Annotated in this window: 18 protein-coding genes; 15 read left to right on the forward strand and 3 right to left on the reverse strand. The window is 67.7% G+C overall.

Features of this window, described 5'->3' with window-relative positions; all coding sequences use genetic code 11:
• The first annotated feature begins 167 nt into the window (after positions 1–167).
• From CGU34_RS07820 to CGU34_RS07850, 7 genes are all read left to right on the forward strand, one after another.
• A complete protein-coding gene (locus CGU34_RS07820) occupies positions 168–1,424 on the forward strand; it encodes an inorganic phosphate transporter (RefSeq protein ID WP_100813795.1) in 1,257 nt (418 codons plus the stop codon).
• Positions 1,421–1,756: a hypothetical protein gene (locus CGU34_RS07825; RefSeq protein ID WP_036299087.1), complete on the forward strand. Its 336-nt coding sequence runs from the start codon at positions 1,421–1,423 to the stop codon at positions 1,754–1,756. Before CGU34_RS07820 ends, CGU34_RS07825 begins: the two co-directional genes overlap by 4 nt.
• Before the next feature lie 78 nt (positions 1,757–1,834).
• Positions 1,835–2,773, forward strand: coding sequence for a phosphodiesterase (locus tag CGU34_RS07830; protein ID WP_100813796.1), 939 nt, complete (start codon positions 1,835–1,837; stop codon positions 2,771–2,773).
• Positions 2,774–2,806: 33 nt separating this feature from the next.
• Entirely contained in the window at positions 2,807–3,220 is a 414-nt protein-coding gene (locus CGU34_RS07835; RefSeq protein WP_100813797.1) for a MerR family transcriptional regulator, read from the forward strand.
• Positions 3,217–4,194, forward strand: a complete 978-nt coding sequence (locus tag CGU34_RS07840) for an aldo/keto reductase (RefSeq protein ID WP_100813798.1) — start codon at positions 3,217–3,219, stop codon at positions 4,192–4,194. Before CGU34_RS07835 ends, CGU34_RS07840 begins: the two co-directional genes overlap by 4 nt.
• A 170-nt stretch (positions 4,195–4,364) precedes the next feature.
• A complete protein-coding gene (locus tag CGU34_RS07845; RefSeq protein ID WP_198517720.1) occupies positions 4,365–5,831 on the forward strand; it encodes an aspartate ammonia-lyase in 1,467 nt (488 codons plus the stop codon).
• 76 nt (positions 5,832–5,907) lie between these two features.
• Positions 5,908–6,318: a hypothetical protein gene (locus CGU34_RS07850; RefSeq protein WP_100813799.1), complete on the forward strand. Its 411-nt coding sequence runs from the start codon at positions 5,908–5,910 to the stop codon at positions 6,316–6,318.
• A 109-nt stretch (positions 6,319–6,427) separates the two neighbouring features.
• On the opposite strand, the gene CGU34_RS07855 is transcribed toward CGU34_RS07850, so the two are convergent.
• Positions 6,428–7,303 (reverse strand): fumarylacetoacetate hydrolase family protein, encoded by an 876-nt coding sequence (locus tag CGU34_RS07855; RefSeq protein WP_100813800.1) that lies wholly within the window; start codon positions 7,301–7,303, stop codon positions 6,428–6,430.
• Positions 7,304–7,382: 79 nt separating this feature from the next.
• On the opposite strand from CGU34_RS07855, the gene CGU34_RS07860 reads away from it, so the two are divergent.
• The 3 genes from CGU34_RS07860 to CGU34_RS07870 all read left to right on the forward strand — a co-directional run bounded on the left by CGU34_RS07860 (position 7,383) and on the right by CGU34_RS07870 (position 9,924).
• On the forward strand, positions 7,383–8,636 hold the full coding sequence (locus tag CGU34_RS07860; RefSeq protein WP_232711596.1) for a PrsW family intramembrane metalloprotease: 1,254 nt from the start codon (positions 7,383–7,385) through the stop codon (positions 8,634–8,636).
• A 170-nt stretch (positions 8,637–8,806) separates the two neighbouring features.
• Entirely contained in the window at positions 8,807–9,175 is a 369-nt protein-coding gene (locus CGU34_RS07865) for an FKBP-type peptidyl-prolyl cis-trans isomerase (protein ID WP_100813801.1), read from the forward strand.
• 182 nt (positions 9,176–9,357) lie between these two features.
• The gene (locus CGU34_RS07870) at positions 9,358–9,924 is read left to right on the forward strand and encodes a YceI family protein (RefSeq protein ID WP_100813802.1); all 567 of its coding nucleotides are present in this window, start codon (positions 9,358–9,360) and stop codon (positions 9,922–9,924) included.
• Positions 9,925–10,007: 83 nt separating this feature from the next.
• Here CGU34_RS07870 and CGU34_RS07875 read toward each other — a convergent pair whose 3' ends face one another.
• Positions 10,008–10,988 (reverse strand): DMT family transporter, encoded by a 981-nt coding sequence (locus tag CGU34_RS07875; protein ID WP_440344734.1) that lies wholly within the window; start codon positions 10,986–10,988, stop codon positions 10,008–10,010.
• A gap of 121 nt (positions 10,989–11,109) precedes the next feature.
• Positions 11,110–12,417, reverse strand: a complete 1,308-nt coding sequence (locus tag CGU34_RS07880) for an MFS transporter (protein WP_100813803.1) — start codon at positions 12,415–12,417, stop codon at positions 11,110–11,112.
• A 174-nt stretch (positions 12,418–12,591) separates the two neighbouring features.
• Here CGU34_RS07880 and rpsO point away from each other — a divergent pair, with 174 nt between their 5' ends.
• From rpsO to efeB, 5 genes are all read left to right on the forward strand, one after another.
• Positions 12,592–12,861: a 30S ribosomal protein S15 gene (gene rpsO / locus CGU34_RS07885; protein WP_036299063.1), complete on the forward strand. Its 270-nt coding sequence runs from the start codon at positions 12,592–12,594 to the stop codon at positions 12,859–12,861.
• 171 nt (positions 12,862–13,032) lie between these two features.
• A complete protein-coding gene (locus CGU34_RS07890) occupies positions 13,033–14,787 on the forward strand; it encodes a hypothetical protein (protein ID WP_100813804.1) in 1,755 nt (584 codons plus the stop codon).
• A 152-nt stretch (positions 14,788–14,939) separates the two neighbouring features.
• Positions 14,940–15,926, forward strand: coding sequence for an iron uptake transporter permease EfeU (efeU, locus tag CGU34_RS07895; RefSeq protein ID WP_100813805.1), 987 nt, complete (start codon positions 14,940–14,942; stop codon positions 15,924–15,926).
• Entirely contained in the window at positions 15,923–17,164 is a 1,242-nt protein-coding gene (gene efeO / locus CGU34_RS07900) for an iron uptake system protein EfeO (RefSeq protein WP_100813806.1), read from the forward strand. Before efeU ends, efeO begins: the two co-directional genes overlap by 4 nt.
• A gap of 22 nt (positions 17,165–17,186) precedes the next feature.
• On the forward strand, positions 17,187–18,521 hold the full coding sequence (gene efeB, locus CGU34_RS07905) for an iron uptake transporter deferrochelatase/peroxidase subunit (protein ID WP_100813933.1): 1,335 nt from the start codon (positions 17,187–17,189) through the stop codon (positions 18,519–18,521).

Consider the following 18,521-nt stretch of genomic DNA (forward strand, 5'->3'; position numbering starts at 1 on the left):
GGAATGCGCGAGTTCCGACGCGATGTCCGAGGCGAGTTGACCGCGCCGGAACGTCCTGTCAGGATTCTCCGTGGCTGGTTAACGGAACCTGAACCGACGGTGAACTGTTCGTTCGTCACGCCGCCCACGGCGGCACTCTCTCCCATATCCTCGACGGAAAGCGAACGGTGGACGCCGCAGCCCTGATCATTGTCCTGGTCATCGTTCTGGCCCTGTTCTTCGACTTCACGAACGGGTTCCACGACACCGCGAATGCGATGGCGACGCCCATCGCGACGGGCGCGCTCAAGCCCAAGGTCGCGGTTCTGTTGGCTGCCTGCCTGAACCTGGTCGGCGCGTTCCTTTCGACAGAGGTCGCGAAGACGATCTCGGGCGGAATGATCCGCGAGGATCAGATCTCTGCGGCCGTCTTTCCGGCGCTGATCTTCGCGGGATTGATCGGCGCGATCACCTGGAACATGATCACGTGGCTGCTGGGTCTGCCCTCGAGCTCGTCGCACGCCCTGTTCGGCGGACTGATCGGCGCGACACTTGTCGGTGTCGGGGTCATGGCGATCGATTTCGGCGTGGTGCTGTCGAAGGTCATCCTGCCCGCCGTGATCGCGCCGCTGACCGCCGGCATCATCGCCTTCGCCGCGACCAAGCTCGCATACTCCCTGACTCGCCGCTACGACGGTCGGCCCGACGGCCGCGATGGATTCCGGTGGGGCCAGATCTTCACGTCGAGCCTCGTCGCCCTGGCCCACGGTACGAACGACGCGCAGAAGACGATGGGCGTCATCACCCTCGCCCTCATCACGGTGGGCTGGCAGTCCTCGCCCGACCCGCAACTGTGGGTCATCGTGGCGTGTGCCCTGACCATCGCGCTCGGGACCTACATGGGCGGATGGCGGATCATCCGCACCCTCGGCAAGGGGCTGACCGACATCAAGCCGGCTCAGGGCTTCGCGGCCGAGGCATCCACAGCGTCGACGATCCTCGCCTCGAGCGCCCTCGGTTTCGCCCTCTCGACGACCCAGGTCGCGTCCGGTTCGGTGATCGGTTCGGGACTCGGACGCCGCGGATCGACCGTCCGGTGGCGCACCGTCGGACGCATCGCGATCGGATGGTTGCTGACGTTGCCGGCCGCCGGCGGCGTGGGCGCGGCTGCGGCGCTGGTCGTGGTGTGGCTCGGCACCTGGGGCGTCGTGATCGACGCGGTGCTGGCGGTCCTGATCGTCATCGCGCTGTTCCTGCGGTCGCGTCGCAACTCAGTCAATGCCGCGAACGCGATGAGCGAGGTCGCTGATTCTGGCAAGGCCGTCAAGGTCAAGCGGAACCCGCCCCCGACCCGTCGCCAGCGGGCGCTTGCACGGGAAGAGGCACGCGCCGCCGCCGGAGAAGCCGACGCCGAGCGGCGCCCGGAAAAGGGTCGGGGGGAGTGAACGTGACGATCAACTGGTTCGCCTTCGTACAGGTCTTCATCGCTGCCCTCACGGGCGCGGTCCTCGTCGTGGGTTTCTACGCACTGGGCCTGCGGATGCTCGTGCGTGCCGGGCGCGCGCCGGTGGTCGCGCCGGCCGACTTCACCGACGCCATCGCGGTCATCACCGAGAAAGAGGCGCGCCGCGCCGCGAAAGCTGCGGCCAAGGCCGCGAAGAAGAGCCCGTTGACCGACGGCCAACGCCGGGTCGCGCTCTGGGCGGCCTACGGATGCTTCGGCCTCGCCGCCGCCGCGGTGCTCGCGGGCCTCGTGCTCATCGTCGTCGGGCACTGACACATCGCCCGGTCGTGACGTTCGACCCGCCATTCGCGGCCCACCGCGCGCGTCCGGACCTCGACATAGGGTGGGGGCGTGAGTGAGACATCCGTCGCCAGTGGTCAGTTCGGGCAGTACCCGCCCGCCCAGCGAACGATCATCCACCTGAGCGACACCCACCTGCTCGCCGAGAACGTCGCGCTGGGTGGACGCTACGACACCGAGGCGAACCTGCGTCGCACGATGGAGCGGGTCGTCGAGCTCGGGCTCACGCCCGATGCCCTCGTCTTCACGGGCGATCTGACCGACCTCGGCGAACCGGACGCGTATGAGCGGCTCCGCACCATCGTCGAGCCCGCCGCCGCTGAATGGGGCTGCCCCATCGTCTGGGTGGCGGGAAACCACGACGAACGCCCGGCCCTCCGTGAGGGCTTGCTGGGCCTCGAACCGACCGAAGAGCCGGTGCTCGGTGAGTGGGACCTCGGTGGGCTCCGTTTGCTCGCGCTCGACTCGAGCGTGCCCGGTTGGCATCACGGCGATCTGGACGACGCCCAGCTCGAATGGCTGCGCGCCCGCCTCGCCGAGCCGGCGCCGCTCGGCACGATCCTTGCGCTGCATCATCCGCCGCTCCCGAGCCACGTGCCCCTCTTCGACATCCTCGAGCTGCAGCGCCAGGAACGCCTCGCCGAGGTCATCGCCGGGAGCGACGTGCGCGCGATCCTCGCGGGGCATCTGCACTACTCCACCAGCGGCACGTTCGCCGGAGTCCCCGTGAGTGTCGCCGCGGCGACGTGCTACACGATGGATATCGGGCGCCCCGCCCTGTCGGTCAACGGGATGGGCGCCGGACAGTCGTTCCATCTCGTGCACGTCTACGACAACACGATCACGCACTCGGTCGTGCCCGTCGCGGGCGCGGCAGACGGCGACTACTTCACCCCGGAATGGTACGAACGGATGTCTCGCCTCACCCGCGCGGAGCGATTCGAGGTGTTCTCGCGCAAGCCCGACAAAAGCGGGTCCGAGAACGCTTGACTTCGAGTGCGCTCGAAGTTCTAGCGTGGGGACATGACCCTCACCCACGACTCGCCGGTACCCGGCGTCAGCGTCGGCGTCGGCGTCGCGATCTCGGACGCGGCGGCCGCCACTGGCCTCTCGACACACACCCTGCGCTACTACGAGCGAGCCGGGCTCATGCTGGATCCCGTCGAGCGGGTCTCGTCTACCCATCGTCGCTACGGTGACGCCGACATCGCGTGGGTGCAGTTCCTGACCCGATTGCGGTTGACCGGCATGCCCATCGCGACAATCCGCGAGTACACCGAGTTGGTTCGCCAAGGCGACGAAACGGTCGACGCACGCCGCGAACTGCTGGTGCGGCACCGCGTCGCCGTCCTGCACCAGCTCGACGACATCACGGCGAGCCTCGCCGCCATCGACATCAAGATCGCCATTTACGAACAAAAAGGGACGAACACATGAAGAAGATCACGCTGGGAACGGACGGACCCGTCATCGGCCGGATCGGTCTCGGACTTATGGGTATGAGCGCGTTCTACACCGGGGCCACGCGGGACGATGAGGGCGCCATCCGCACCATCCACCGCGCGCTCGAGCTCGGCGTCACGTTCCTCGACACCGCCGAGATCTACGGTCCCTATCTGAATGAGGAATTGCTCGCCCGAGCCATCTCCGGGCGACGGGACGAGGTCGTCATCGCGACGAAGTTCGGCACGATCCGCCACTCCTCCGACGGACAGGGCGGGTTGGATGGGAGTGCCGAGAACGTGCGGCTCTCGGTCGAGGGTTCGCTGCGCAGGCTCGGCACAGATCACATCGATCTGTACTACCAGCACCGGATGGACCCGGCGACGCCCATCGAAGAGACGGTCGGGGCCCTCGCTGACTTGATCGCCGAGGGAAAGATCCTGCATTACGGTCTGTCGGAGGCCGCGCCCGCGACGATCCGCCGGGCGCACGCGGTGCATCCGGTGACGGCGCTCCAGACCGAGTACTCGCTCTGGAGCCGCGATCCCGAGGCGGAGATCCTGCCGACGGTTCGCGAACTCGGCATCGGGTTCGTGCCGTATTCGCCCCTCGGGCGGGGTTTCTTGACCGGTGCCATCCGTTCCCTCGATCAGCTCGACGAGAGCGACTTCCGCCGCTCCAACCCGCGCTTCGCGGGTGAGGCGCTCGACGCGAACCTCGCGATCGTCGAGAAGGTCGAGGCCGTCGCGCAGGAGGTCGGCGCGACACCGGCGCAGGTCGCCCTCGCATGGCTGTTGGCCCAGGGAGATGACATCGCGCCGATCCCGGGAACACGCCGCATCGTGGCCCTGGAGGAGAATGTCGCCGCGGACGCGGTGCGGCTCTCGCCGGAACAGATCGCTGCTCTGGGTGAGGTGGGAACACCCGTCGGGGACCGGTACGCCGACATGACTCCGGTGAACCGCTGAGGGCTCCGAATCGCCGACCCCTTCGCGCGCACTGAACCCGCCGAACCGACGAGGTTCGCGGGGGAGTTCAGGACGCCGCGCTCGCCGGATATCGCGGCGGGCGCGGCGTTCGTCACGGGTAGGCTCGGGTCATCTCTTTTTCCGCCGTGATCGACCCACAAGGACACCACATGGCCCCCCACATCGACGTGGACGCAACACCGCCTACCCGCACCGAATCCGACTCGCTCGGCAGTCTCGAGATCCCGTCCGAGGCCTACTGGGGCATCCACACTGCCCGTGCGCTGGAGAACTTTCCGATCGCGAAGCGGCCGATCTCGGTCTATCCGGAGCTCGTGCGAGCGCTGGCGATGGTGAAGCAGGCATCCGCCCGCGCCAATCGTGAGATCGGTGTGCTGGACGCCGAGAAGGCCGACCTGATCGATCGTGCCGCTCAGCGCGTCATCGACGGCGAATTCCACGACCAGTTCGTCGTGGGCGTGATTCAGGGTGGCGCGGGCACGTCGACCAATATGAACGCGAACGAGGTCATCACGAACGTCGCGCTCGAGATGGCGGGACGGACGAAGGGCGACTACACGTTCCTGTCGCCGATCGATCACACGAATCGCAGCCAGTCGACGAACGACGTCTATCCCACCGCCATCAAGGTGGGGTTGAGCCTGTCGCTCGTGAGCCTGCTGGAGGAGCTCGACCTGCTGCGCCGCTCATTCCTCGCGAAGGCCACCGAGTTCCACGACGTGCTCAAGGTCGGACGGACACAGCTGCAGGATGCCGTGCCGATGACGCTGGGGCAGGAGTTCAACGGTTTCGCCACCACCCTCGGTGAGGACTACCACCGCCTGCGCGAGAACGCCCATCTGCTGACCGAGGTCAACATGGGCGCGACCGCGATCGGCACGGGAATCACGGCCCACCGCGGCTACGCGCAGTCGGTCGTACGTCACCTCAGCCACATCTCCGGTCTGCCGCTGGAAACCGCTGCCGACCTGGTCGAGTCCACGAGCGACACCGGTGGATTCATGTCGTTCATGGCGTCACTCAAACGCAACGCGATCAAGCTCTCGAAGATCTGCAACGACCTGCGGCTGCTCTCATCCGGCCCGCAGGCGGGGCTGGGTGAGATCAACCTGCCCGCTCGGCAGGCGGGGTCGAGCATCATGCCCGGCAAGGTCAACCCGGTGATTCCCGAAGTCGTCAATCAGGTCGCTTTCGCGGTGGCGGGAGCGGATGTCACGGTCACGATGGCCGTCGAGGGTGGACAGCTGCAGCTCAACGCGTTCGAGCCGGTCATCGCGCACTCGATCTTCCAGTCGATCACCTGGATGCGTCAGGCCATGTGGACCCTGCGTGTGAACTGCATCGACGGCATCACGGCCAACCGCGACCGGCTCGGCGCGATGGTGGGCTCGTCGGTCGGCGTCGTGACGGCGCTGACTCCGTTCATCGGGTACGCGGCATCCGCTGCTCTGGCCAAGACCGCGCTGCTGACCGGACGAAACGTCGGCGATCTGGTCGTCGAGGCGGGACTGATGTCGGCGGAAGAGGTCGCCAAACAGCTCTCGCCCGCGCGGCTCTCGGGTCTCGAGGCGGTCACCGCGGCGATTCCGGTCATCGTCGCGGCCGAGGATCTCTGAGGATCGCCGGAGCCGCTTCCTCCCGCTCCACCGCCGAACCGATAGGTTCGAGCGCGTACCGACGAGAGGACTTTTCATGACCGACGCCAACGGACCCGCAGACCACACCCCGCCGCCGCCCGCCTATCCGACAGCACCGCCCGCACCGGCCGGCACAGCTCCCGGCGCCCCGATCCCGGGCAAGACCCTCGGTATCGTCGCGCTGATCGTCGCTTTCTTCGCGAACTTCATCGGCCTGATCCTCGGCATCGTCGCGCTCGTCCAGAGCCGCAAGGCCGGCGTCAAGAACACCCCCGCGGTCTGGGCGATCATCGTCGGCTCCGTGCTCTTCGTGCTGAGCATCATCATCGGCATCATCGTGATCGTGGCAATCACCGCCGCTGCGGGCTTCGCCACAGAAGCCATCACTGCGTGTGACGCAGTGGACTACGTGGGAACGGTGATCGTCCAGGGCATCGAGGTGGACTGCTCCACGATCGAGTCATAACCCCCGACCTCGAACGTCCGGTCGTTGAGCGAGCGGCGCTCGTCGAAACGCGTCGTCGTGTCGGTGCGTTTCGACTCGGCGCTTCGCGGCTCGCTCAACGACCGGGGCGTCAGCCGAGGATGCGGCAGTGCGTCGTCAGCTCGCCGATACCGTCCACGCCGACCGTGACGGTCGAGCGGTCGCGGAGAAAGATCTGCGGGTCGCGCGAATAACCCGCGCCACCCGGGCTGCCGGTCGAGATGAGGGTGCCGGGCAACAACGTTGTCGTGCCGGAGAGGTGCGAGATGAGCGTCGCGACCGAGCGCACCATCTGATTCGTCGACGCATCCTGAACCGTATGTCCATCGACGACGGCCCAGATGTGCAGGTCTTGCGGGTCGGGGATCTCATCCGCCGTCACCACGAACGGGCCCGTGGGGGTGAAGCCGTCGAACGACTTGCAGCGAGACCACTGGGCCTCGGAGAACTGGATGTCTCGCGCGGTGATGTCGTTGACGACCGTGTACCCCCACACATGATCCAGAGCGTCCTCGGGTGAGACGTCGCGGGCGGGGGCGCCGATGATCACGCCGAGTTCCGCCTCGTAGTCCACGGACTCGCTGAGAGTCCGTGGCCAGGAGGTGGTCTGCTCGTGGCCCGTCAGCGAATTCGGCCAGAGGCTGAAGACCGTCGGCGCGGCATCCGTCTTCAGTCCCAGCTCGCTCGAGTGCGCAGAGTAGTTCAGTCCGATCGCGAGGATGAGCGGAGGGCGGTTCGAGACAGAGGCGAAGGTGACATCGGCGAGCGGATGCCGTGGCACGCCGGCCGGCGGCTGTGCCAACGCCCGGCGCACGCGCAGAAGCCCCTCCTGGCCCGATTCGATCAGGGACTGGAGGTCGTCGGGACCGTCCGAAACGAGATCGGGGATGGCGATGGCCTCGTCGCGCTCGACAACGGCAAGGACGGGAGAACTCGCCCCGGAGGGCACGATGTGGGCAAAACGCACACACCCACGCTACCCCGCGCGGGTTGCGTGGTCTCTGTCGCCGCCCTCTGAGTGAGCACGCCCGCCATAAGCTGGCCGGGTGACGTATGCGCCCCCGCCCTGGCCAGACCGCCCCGGTTCGCCCGACCCCGCCGCCTCGGTGCCGACCGCTGCGTCGTTCGTGTCGCCCCTCGCACAACCGCAGCACGCCCCCGGGGCGTACATCCCGCCCTCGCCCGTACCCGTCTCCGGCTCGGTCGATTCGGTCCCAACGTTGCCCCGGAAGGGGCGCCGGGTCTCGATCTGGCTGTTCGCACTCTTGGCCGTGCTGCTTATCGGGCTCGTCGGCTATTTCCTTACCTTTCTCGGTGCGAGCGCCTCCATCATCGGGATGATCGTGGCGCTCGTGCCGTTCGCCGTCGTGCTCTTCGCCGTGAGGACGATAGATCGATGGGAGCCCGAACCGCGCGGACTCGTCGTGTTCGCGGTCGCCTGGGGCGCGATCGCCTCGGTCGGGATCGCGTTGCTCGTCGACCTGGGCATCATCCTGCTGATCGGAAACAGCGACTCGTCCGCCCGTGACCTGTTTTCGACCGTCGTGCAGGCTCCTGTCGTCGAAGAGGTCGCGAAGGCTCTCGGCCTGTTGCTGATCTTCGTGACCGCCCGTCGCGCGATAGATGGCCCCGTGGACGGCATCGTGTACGGCGCTCTGGTGGGTGCGGGCTTCGCCTTCACCGAGAACATCCAGTACTTCGCGATCAGCTATCTCGACGGGGGAGCGGGGGACCTCACGGCGACGTTCTTCGTTCGCGGCATCCTCTCGCCCTTCGCTCACGCCATGTTCACCGCCGTGGCCGGCTTCGCGCTGGGGCTTGCAGCCAGACGCGGCGCGACGGGCGGTCGAGCCCTGGGGGCACTCGGCCTGGGGCTGATCGGGGCGATCGCACTCCACGCGTTCTGGAACGGGTCGGCGATGCTCGGCGACTTCTTCGGCCTCTACCTGACGCTCCAGGTTCCGCTCTTCATCGGATTCATGCTCGGAATCCTGGCTCTCCGCCGCGAAGAAGCACGCCTCACCCACGCACGCCTCGGCGAATACGCCTCGGCGGGATGGTTCACCGCGCAAGAGGTCGACATGCTCGCCACTCCCGCGGGGCGCCGCGAGGCACTCCGGTGGTCGAAGACGCTCCGCACCGATCGCTCGCCGATCATGCGCGCCTTCATCGCCGACGCCACCGCGCTGGCCGCGGCGCGCCAGCGCGCGATCTCGGGACGGGATGCCTCGGCCGCCGAAGACGAACGCGTGCTGCTCGCTCGCACGGCCGCGGCGCGGGCCTCGCTTCTATCGATCTGAGGCTGCCTCCGGTCGCCCGGGAAATGACTCAGCGCCCGGTGCCGCGGCGATGCCTGCGTGTCTACCGGGCGCTGAGTTGGCCTGCATTGAGTCTGCCCCCGGCCTGTGAAGGTGTCAAGAGTGCTCGGGGCGGCTTTGACCCGACATCAGCGGTCCGGTTGGATGGAGTCATGACTGCAGACCGCACAAAGCCCACGTTCGACGCCCCCGAGGGCCCCGCGCCCGAGACCCTGGTCGTCCGCGACATCATCGTCGGAGAGGGTGCCGAGGCGAAGCCCGGCGATACCGTGACCGTGCACTACGCGGGTGTCGAGTACGACTCGGGCGAAGAGTTCGACTCGTCGTGGGGCCGGGGCGAAAGCATCCAGTTCCCGCTCCGTGGCCTGATCCAGGGCTGGCAGGACGGCATCCCCGGCATGAAAGAGGGCGGCCGTCGCGAGCTCGTCATCCCGCCGCACCTGGCTTACGGCCCGGCGGGTGGGCACTTCCTCGGCGGCAAGACCCTCATCTTCATCATCGACCTGATCAAGGTCGGCTGACCCCTTTCACGAGGTCAGAGGCTCGGCGTGTCACTCGCGTGCCGAGCCTCTGTCGTGCCTGGTGTGAACCTGGCGCAACCGATCCGTGAACTTTTTGCATTCACGGGAATAGATAAGGGCGCGAGCTCGTTAGACCCCCCGTACCGCCGGGATTCCGGCCCTCTTTGAACCGAAGGACAGACATGACCGACAGCACCGCAGCCCTCACCGAGTTCCCCGGCTACAAGGCCGGCACCTGGACGCTCGACCCCTCGCACAGCGAGGTTCAGTTCAGCGTCCGCCACATGATGATCTCGAAGGTGCGCGGCACGTTCGGCGTGAAGTCCGCCACCCTGACGGCCCCCGAGAACCCGCTCGAGGCCACTGTCGAGGCCACGGTCGATGTCGCGTCCGTGGACACGAAGGACGAGGGGCGCGACAACCACCTGCGCTCGGCCGACTTCTTCGACACCGAGACCTACCCGACCATGGAGTTCCGCTCGACCGGTGTCCGGATCGAGAACGGCGACTTCCTCGTCGACGGTGACCTGACGATCAAGGGCATCACCAAGCCCGTCACGTTCGACTTCGACTTCGGCGGCTTCGGCACCGACCCGTGGGGCAACTACAAGGCCGGCGCGACCGCCAAGACGGTCATCAACCGCGAGGACTTCGGCCTGACCTGGAACGCGGCCCTCGAGACCGGCGGCGTGCTCGTCGGCAAGGACGTCACGATCGAGCTCGACCTGCAGGGTTCGCTCGCGGTCTGACCGCGTCGCAGATCACCTGCGCGAACGAAGGGACGGATGCTTCGGCATCCGTCCCTTTTTGTTGCCCCGAGTCGCGGCGGGGGTCAGGAGCGGCGGCGCAGCCGCAAACGGTCCTGCGCCAGCAGGATCCCCAAGAACACGACGATCGCGCCGGCGGGCTCATTCCACGTGAGTGGCTCGCCGAGCACGATCAGGCCCAGCGCGACGCCGACCACGGGGGTCAGGTAGGTGACCGTCGACGCACGCGTCGGGCCCCAGGCGCGGAGGGCGTTCTGGTTCCAGATGTACGCGACACCCGTGCCGAGGCATCCGAGCAGCAGGACGCTGCCGACGATCCAGGGGTTGAGCGTGACCTCGCCGAGCGCAACGACGGGGGTGAGGACGAGCATGATCAGCGCGGCGATGCCGATGTTGAGGAACGAGAACATCAGGGCGCTCATGCCTGAGTTGGAGACGAACTTGCGCATGTACGCGAGGCTGAATCCGTAGCAGGCGGTGGCGCCGAGGATCGCGAGCTGGGCGATCAGGCTCTGGTCGAGATCGAGACCCTCCCACGGAGCGATGAGCACCATCACACCGAGGATCCCGACCACGATCCCCGCGATCTGCATGCCCTTGAGACGTTCGACGCGGAACAGCAGGCCCGCCATGACCGCCGTCATGATGGGCGTCGTGGCGTTGTAGATGCTGGCGAGACCCGACGTGACGTGCTGCTGTGCCCACGAGAACAGCAGGAATGGGATCACGCAGAACGTGATCGCGAGCACGGTCATGTGCATCCAGACGCGCGGAACCCGCGGCAGGCGCTCGCGGCGCAGCGAGACGAAGATGCCGAGCGTGATCGCCCCGAGAACGAGGCGCGACCACGCGACCTGGCCGGGCGACATGCCCTCGAGGGCCACCTTCATGAACAGGAAGCTCGAGCCCCAGACGATGCCGGTCAGGGCGAACTGCAGGGCGATCCAGGCGTTGGACGGTCCGGCGATGGATCGCGCCGGGGCGGCCGCGGGGGAGCCGGACGACGGGGCGGCCGAGCGTTTGATCGGGGGCGGGGTGGTGCTCACCGGCTGACTCTAGCCCCGGCATCCGACGTCCACGGGCGTCAACGGATGCCGCGTCCGGATTCCGCCGACGTTAGGCCGTCTCGCGACGATGCGCGAGCCCCGTGCGGGCCCTTGTCGGGAGTCAGGGCTGCGGGTCGAGCGCGTCGTACGCGCGGAACCGCGGGCTACGGCGCACCAGCAGTGCCACGAGGGTGACGATGATGAACCCTCCGATGAGAGGCGGGAACCACAGCGCTGTCACGGTTGCCAGCGTGCCGGCGTAGAGCGCACCCAGGCGCGGGCCGCCCGCCACGACGACCATGAAGACGCCCTGCAGGCGTCCGCGGATCGCGTCGGGCACCGCGGACTGCATCATCGTCTGCCGGTAGATCGCGCTGACGTTGTCGGCCGCGCCCGTCACCGCCAGCAGGATCATCGAGAGGGCGATGAGGGGGATGTTCGCGACATCCTCGCCCAGACCCGCGGGTGCGAACACCCCGAACGCCGCGACGAGGAGTATGCCACCGAAGCCCGCCGTGGCCGCGCCGAACACCAGGATCGACCGTTCGATGCCGAGACCCTGCCGCCGGACGCGCCCGATCGGTCCCGAGAACAAGCTGGAGAAGAATGCTCCGGCCGCGATAGCGGCGGTCAGGACGCCCGTCGTGATCGCCCCGCCGCCGAGAAGCACCGCACCGATCGCGGGGAAGAGGGCGAGGGGGTGGCCGAAGGTCATCGCGACGATATCGAGGAGGTACTGCAACCGGATGTTCGGAGCCTGCTTGAGGAACGCCCATCCGTCGGCGAGGGAGCGCAATCCCGGTCGGACGGTGACACCTTCGGGGCGGATGCGCGGCAGGGTCCATAGTCCGAGGAACAGGGTCAGCATCAGCACGACGTCGACCGTGTAGGTCCACGGATATCCGACGAACGCGACCAGGACACCCGCGAGCGCCGGCCCGGCCATCACCATGATGCCGACCGTGATGCCGCTGAGCGCCGCCGCCGCGGGCAGCAGCTCGCGCGGGACGAGACGCGGCGTGATGGCGGACTTCGTGGCCGAGACGATCGAGTTGGCCGAGGAGTTGACGATCGAGAGCACGAACAGCCACGCCACCGTTTCGTTGCCCGTCCACGCCAGGACCGCGAGCAGCAGCGTGGAGACCCAGGTGATGGATGCCGCGATCAAGGCGACCGCGCGACGGTCGAAGTAGTCGGCGAGCATGCCCCCGTACAGCCCCGCCAGGACCATCGGAACGAGCCCGGCCACGGCGATCATGGCGACCGCCAGCGTCGATCCCGTCAGCTCGAAGACGTGCAGCATGACCGCGACGATCGTCAGCTGACCGCCGAGGCCCGCGAGGGTCGATCCGATCCACAGTCGGGCGAAGGCCGGGCTCTGGGTGAGGGGGCGCAGATCGATGAAGTGTTCGCGGCGCAGTCGCGCCATCACCTATCCGCCCCGTGTTGCACCCCACGAGGTTAGCCGAGCTCAGGCATCCGCTCGTCCGTCGTTCCATCAACTGGTAGACTCTGGAGGTTGCCGTTCGATCGGCCGCGGATAAAGAGAGCTCACGCATCAGGCGATGGGCGCCGCGCAATGAAGAGAAAGGGGATCCCCTCTATGCCGCTTGAATTCGAAGCCAAGAAGGCGATCATCGAAGAGTACGCGACGCACCCCGGTGACACCGGATCCCCCGAGGTGCAGGTCGCGATGCTGACGCAGCGCATCAAGGACCTCACAGAGCACCTGAAGGAGCACAAGCACGACCACCACTCGCGTCGTGGTCTGTTCCTGATGGTCGGTCAGCGCCGTCGTCTGCTCGGCTACCTCCAGGACATCGACATCAACCGCTACCGCGCGTTGATCGAGAAGCTGGGGCTGCGCCGCTAAGTCGCACCAGCGTTCAATCGCTTTCTCGAAGGCCCGTCCCACGGTGTGGGGCGGGCCTTCGTCTTGCCCGGGCGCGGGACGGAACGGGGTCACCGGGGGTGCGCAGTTCAGAGGCGCCGGTATAAGGTCCCGGGTATGGGGTTCTCGCTGGGGAGCGGACGACGGACACGGATGTCGTGGCGCCGGCTCGTCGTGGGCACCGTCACGACGATCCTTCTTTCGGGGGTCGTACTGGTCGGCGTCGCCTCCGCGAGCGCAGCGTCCGCGAGCGAACCAGCGACGGCGGCTGTCGAGGGGTCCGTGGCCTGCGATGACCTGCTGAGCCCCGGCATCCTCGCCGATGTTGCCGCCCGAGGGTTCGTGCCGACCGAGAACGCCACCCCGCTGTTCCCCGCGGAGGGCCGGCAGTGCTGGTGGGCGGATCCGAACGCCCTGCGCGGCCAAGCCTTCGCCGTCGGCTACGTCGAACTCACCCCCGAGCAGGCCGCAGCCGAGGGGGAGCGCTTGCTCGCCACGGGACGATTCGCGCGCGTGGACAGCGACGGGACGGATGGTGCGGACGTCATCTACCGCGCCATCCCGGCCGAATTCACGAATATGGCCGAAGAGGTCGACCCGAGCTTCCGCTTTCACTACGCCGACGGGTACTGGTTCTTCGTCTACGACCCGACCGCGCAGCTCGAAGAGGGTGTCGAGCAACTGCAGGCCGTCTACAACTGGGGTGATGTCCTCGCGGCGGACCTCCAGTCGAACGTGCTGGCGGCGTTCGTTGCCGAGCCCGCCGTCGTGGAGGAAGAGACCGAGTTCGAGCCCATCCCGGCACCCACCCCCGACAGCTTCAGCGCGACGACGCCGTCGACGCTCAGCGGCCTGCGTACGGCGGCGGAGGTGGACTTCGGCCCCGCTGCGGTCGGCGGATGCATCGCGGCCGCGCTCGTGCTCGTGGCGCTGATCGGCCTGCCCGGTCGCCTGGTCGATTCGGCGCTGTCAGCTCGCTACGACGAGTGGGGAGGGATGCTTCGGCCCGTGTTCCGGCCGCTGCGGATGCGGATGCGCGCCCTGGCCCGTGCCGTCGAAAACCTGCCGACGGTCGTGGTGGTCGGCGGGGGAGTCGTACTCGCCGCGCTCTTCGCCGCGGTCGTCGAGCCCGATTTCGGTCTGAACGGGGGCTCCGTACGGCTGTTGCTATCGCTTGTCGGGGCGTTCCTGATCGAGAACGTGGCGGGCCTGGTCGTGTTGGCGTGGTGGCTCGGGCGCAGGGGAGCCCCGGCGCGTCTCCGTCTCCGGCTCGGGTCTTTGCTCGTCGTGCTGGTCACGGCGCTGGCGAGCCGGGTCGCCGGGTTCGACCCCGGCTTCGTCTTCGGGTTGGTCTTCGGTCTGGCGTTCGTGGGTGAGATGTCGGCACGACGTGATGGCAATGGCGATACCCCGAGCAGACGCGACGTCGACCAGGCACTCGGCGAGGCGACCTGGCTCCTCATCGCCGGGGTTACTTCCTGGCTCGTCTACAGCGTCGCAGTCGGGCTCGCATTCGGCACAACAGGGGGAATGATCGGCCTGTTGGTCGTCGAGCTCTTCGCGGGACTCGCGGTCGGATGCCTCGCGGCCCTGTTCCTCGTTCTGCTGCCCCTGCCGGGGTTGATCGGGGCGACGCTCTGGGCGCACAGCCGCATCCGCTGGGCGATCGCCGAGGCGGTCGCGATCGGCGTCTTCCTCTTCATCGTCCTCCCGCTCCCGGCGAGCTGGACGACCGTCGATACCCCGTTCGCTCTGTGGGTGGCGATGTTCGCGATATATGCCGTCCTCGCGGTGGCGTTGTGGGCCGTGCTGACGTACACGCCCTCGCGATGGATCGCGGCGCGGACGCGGCCCGAAGTGCCCGGTCCCTCGGCATCCGAGGCACTGAACTCCGACGCGCGCAGCTGATCTATCCCCGCTGACGCTTCACGGGATCCGATTTGAAGTGTGCGTGCTCGCGGGAGTATCGTCCCGTAAGTGAGGGTTGCCTAACCTCATAAACGGATGCTCCGAAAGCACTCCGGATTCCTCGAAAACCCCGAAAGCCGCGCGATAGCACCGTGTTCGCCACCTTCCTCATCGGCCTGCGTGAAGGCCTCGAAGCCGCCCTCGTCGTCGGCATCCTTGTGGCCTACCTGTCTCGGCTCGGTCGTCGCGACGTGCTGCCCCGGCTGTGGATCGGTGTCGGACTCGCCATTGCCCTGTCGGTGGCACTGGGCGCGATCTTCACCTTCGGTGCGTTCGCCCTGACCTTCGAGGCTCAGGAGATCATCGGCGGGCTGTTGTCGCTGGCCGCCGTCGCCATGGTGACGTGGATGATCTTCTGGATGCAGCGGGCCGGGCGCACGCTCAAGAACACCCTGCACGCCGAGATCGACCGCGCGCTCGCCAGCACGACGCTGTGGGGGCTCGTCGCGATCGGTTTCATCTCCGTCGCCCGCGAGGGGATCGAGACGACGCTGCTGCTGTGGACCATGGTGCAGTCGTTCGGCAATGCGCCCGAAGCCCTGCTCGGTGCGCTGCTCGGTCTGCTGACGGCCGTCGTGCTCGGCTGGCTGCTCGCGCGCGGGATGCTGCGGCTCGATCTTCGCCGATTCTTCACCTGGACCGGCGCCTTCCTCATCGTCGTCGCGGCGGGCGTGCTCGCGTACGGTATCCACGACCTGCAAGAGGCGGGGGTTCTGCCCGGGCCGTTCACCGCCCTCGCGCCGATCGATCCCACCACCGGCGCGGTCGCGGTTGGCTGGGTCGGCTTCCCCTTCGGATGGGCGTTCGACGTCAGCGCCGCGATCACGCCCGGTGGGCCGCTGGCCGCGATCCTGCAGGCGACGGTCGGCTTCATGCCCCGGATGTCGTGGCTGCAGGTGATCGCCTGGGTCGCGTATGTCGGGGTCGTCGCTTTTGTGTTCGTGCGCAATGTCCGCGCGCACACGCCCCCGGTTGCAGCCGCCCCGAAGTCCACTCCGTCATCCGCCGCACCGGTCGCCCCGGCATCCGCTCATGCTTCCCCTTCGTCACCCGACCCCACTCAGCAAGGAGCACCATGACCGCCCACAGGATCTTCGCGAGAGGCCTGACGGCGACGGCCGTTGCCGCCGTTGCTGCCCTGGCGCTCGCCGGTTGCGTCGCCAAGGCGGATGTCGCGGCTGCCGACGCCATCACCGTGTCGTCGACCGACGCCGGGTGCGATGTCTCGGCGACGACGGCATCGAGCGGCACCCTCGCCTTCGACGTGACGAACGAGGGTGATCAGATCACCGAGTTCTACCTGTTGGCCGACGACGGGCTGCGGATCGTCGGCGAGGTAGAGAACATCGCCCCCGGTGCGTCGCGCACCCTGACGGTCGTCGCGCAGCCGGGCGAGTACTTCACGCTCTGCAAGCCGGGCATGATCGGTGAGGGCGTCGGCCGTGCGGGCTTCTCTGTCTCGGGTGACTCGGTCGCGATCGATGGCCCGGACGCCGAGCAGAAGCAGCAGGCGGTCGACCTGTATGCCGCGTTCGTGAAGGATCAGGTCGAGCAGCTCGTTCCCGCGGTGGAGGAGTTCACCACGGCGTACGCGACCGGGGACGACGACACCGCCCGCGCCTTGTTCCCGCAGGTGCGCGCGTTCTACGAGCGCATCGAGCCGGTCGCCGAGGCGCTCGGCGATCTCGATCCGCGGATCGACTACCGCGAGGTCGACGCCGTTGCCGAGGGGCTGGATTGGACGGGCTTCCACCGCATCGAGAAGGACCTCTGGGTTCCCGCGCTCGACGCGTTGAATGCGGACGGCGAAACCTCGGCCTGGCAGGACTGGACCCCGTCGACGACCGAGGAACGCGCCGCCTTCGGCGATGAGCTGGTGGCCGACATTCAGGAGCTCGACACCTACGTCCACTCTGATGACTTCCAGGAGGCGCTCGACGCGCAGGGTGTCGCGGGCCTGTCGAATGGCGCCATCGCGCTGCTGGACGAGGTTGCGACCGGCAAGATCTCGGGTGAGGAGGACTGGTGGTCGGGAACCGATCTCTGGGACTTCGCGGCAAACGTCGAGGGCTCCAAGATGGCGTTCTCGCTCGCGCGCGACTTCGCGGCATCGAAGGGCGACGAGGGCGCGTCGCTCGTCGAAGAGATCGACGCGGGCTACGCCGACCTCGAGGCATCCCTCGCGAAGCACGGATCTCTCACCGATGGTTTCGTCAACTACCGTGAGTTGACCGACGACGACAAGCGCGAGTTCACCGACCTGATCAATGCCCTCGCCGAGCCGCTGTCGCAGCTCACGGTGACCGTTCTGGAGTGATGTGATCGAACCAACTCCGCCGATGGGCGGGACGGATGCCGGGGCCCCCTCTGCGGGTGCCCCGGCATCGCCGTCCGCCGAAGAGCCCCGTCCCGGCCTGTCACGTCGCGGGCTGCTCGGTCTGCTCGGCGCTGGTGCGGCGGGCATCGCCGTCGGTGGCGCGGGCGGTGTCGCCGGGGGCCTGGCGATCTCGAGCGCCACGGCCTCGGGCGCCGGGGGAGGCGCGGAGGGCGTGCACGCTTTCTTCGGTGCACACCAGGCCGGGATCGTGACGCCCGTCCAGGACCACCTGCATTTCGCGGCCTTCGACATGATGGCGCGCACGAACCGGGACGATCTGATCAGCCTGCTGCAGGACTGGTCCTATGCGGCCGCGCGAATGACGCAGGGACTCGACGTCAGCGCCACCGGCTCGGTCGGCGGATCGCTCGAGGCTCCGCCGGACGACACGGGTGAGGCGCTCGGGCTGCCGGCCAGCTCGCTCACCATCACGATAGGGGTGGGTCCGAGTCTCTTCAGCAACGCGGACGGCGACCGGTACGGCATCGCCTCGCAGAAACCCGCGGGACTCGAGCGGCTGCCCGCATTCCTCGGTGACGATCTCGACCCGGCCCGGAGCGACGGGGACCTCTGCATCCAGGCGTGCGCCGACGACCCCCAGGTCGCCGTGCACGCGATCCGTAACCTCAGCCGTATCGCTTTCGGTCGCGCCCGCATCCGTTGGTCGCAGCTCGGATTCGGCCGCACCTCGATGACCACGACCTCGCAGGCGACGCCGCGCAACCTATTCGGGTTCAAGGACGGCACGGCGAACATCCTCGCCGACGACACGGCCGGACTCGACGAGCACGTCTGGGTCTCAGCCTCCGACGAACCGGCTTGGATGACGGGCGGCTCATACCTGGTGGCACGCAAGATCGCGATGATCATCGAGTCGTGGGACCGTGTGCGTCTCTCCGAACAGCAGCGCATCATCGGCCGGTCCAAGGGCGAGGGTGCTCCGCTCTCGGGTGGTGGCGAGTTCACCGAACCCGACTTTCGGGCGACGGATGCCTCGGGTCAGACGGCGATCGACGCCGCCAGTCACGTGCGGCTGGCACATCCGAGTCTCAACGGCGGCGTCCGGATCCTGCGGCGCGGCTACAACTTCGTCGACGGCAACAACGAACTCGGCCGTCTCGATGCGGGACTGTTCTTCCTCTCGTACCAGCGCACGCCCGAGCGGTACGTGACGATCCAGCGCGCGCTGTCGACGGACGTGATGAACGAATACATCCGCCACGTCGGGTCGGGTATCTGGGCGATCCCGCCCGGAGCGGATCAGGCATCCTTCGTCGGCGCCGGATTGTTCACCTGA

Origin of the sequence: Microbacterium lacus, assembly GCF_002812805.1 — a bacterium.
GTDB lineage: Bacteria > Actinomycetota > Actinomycetes > Actinomycetales > Microbacteriaceae > Microbacterium > Microbacterium lacus_A.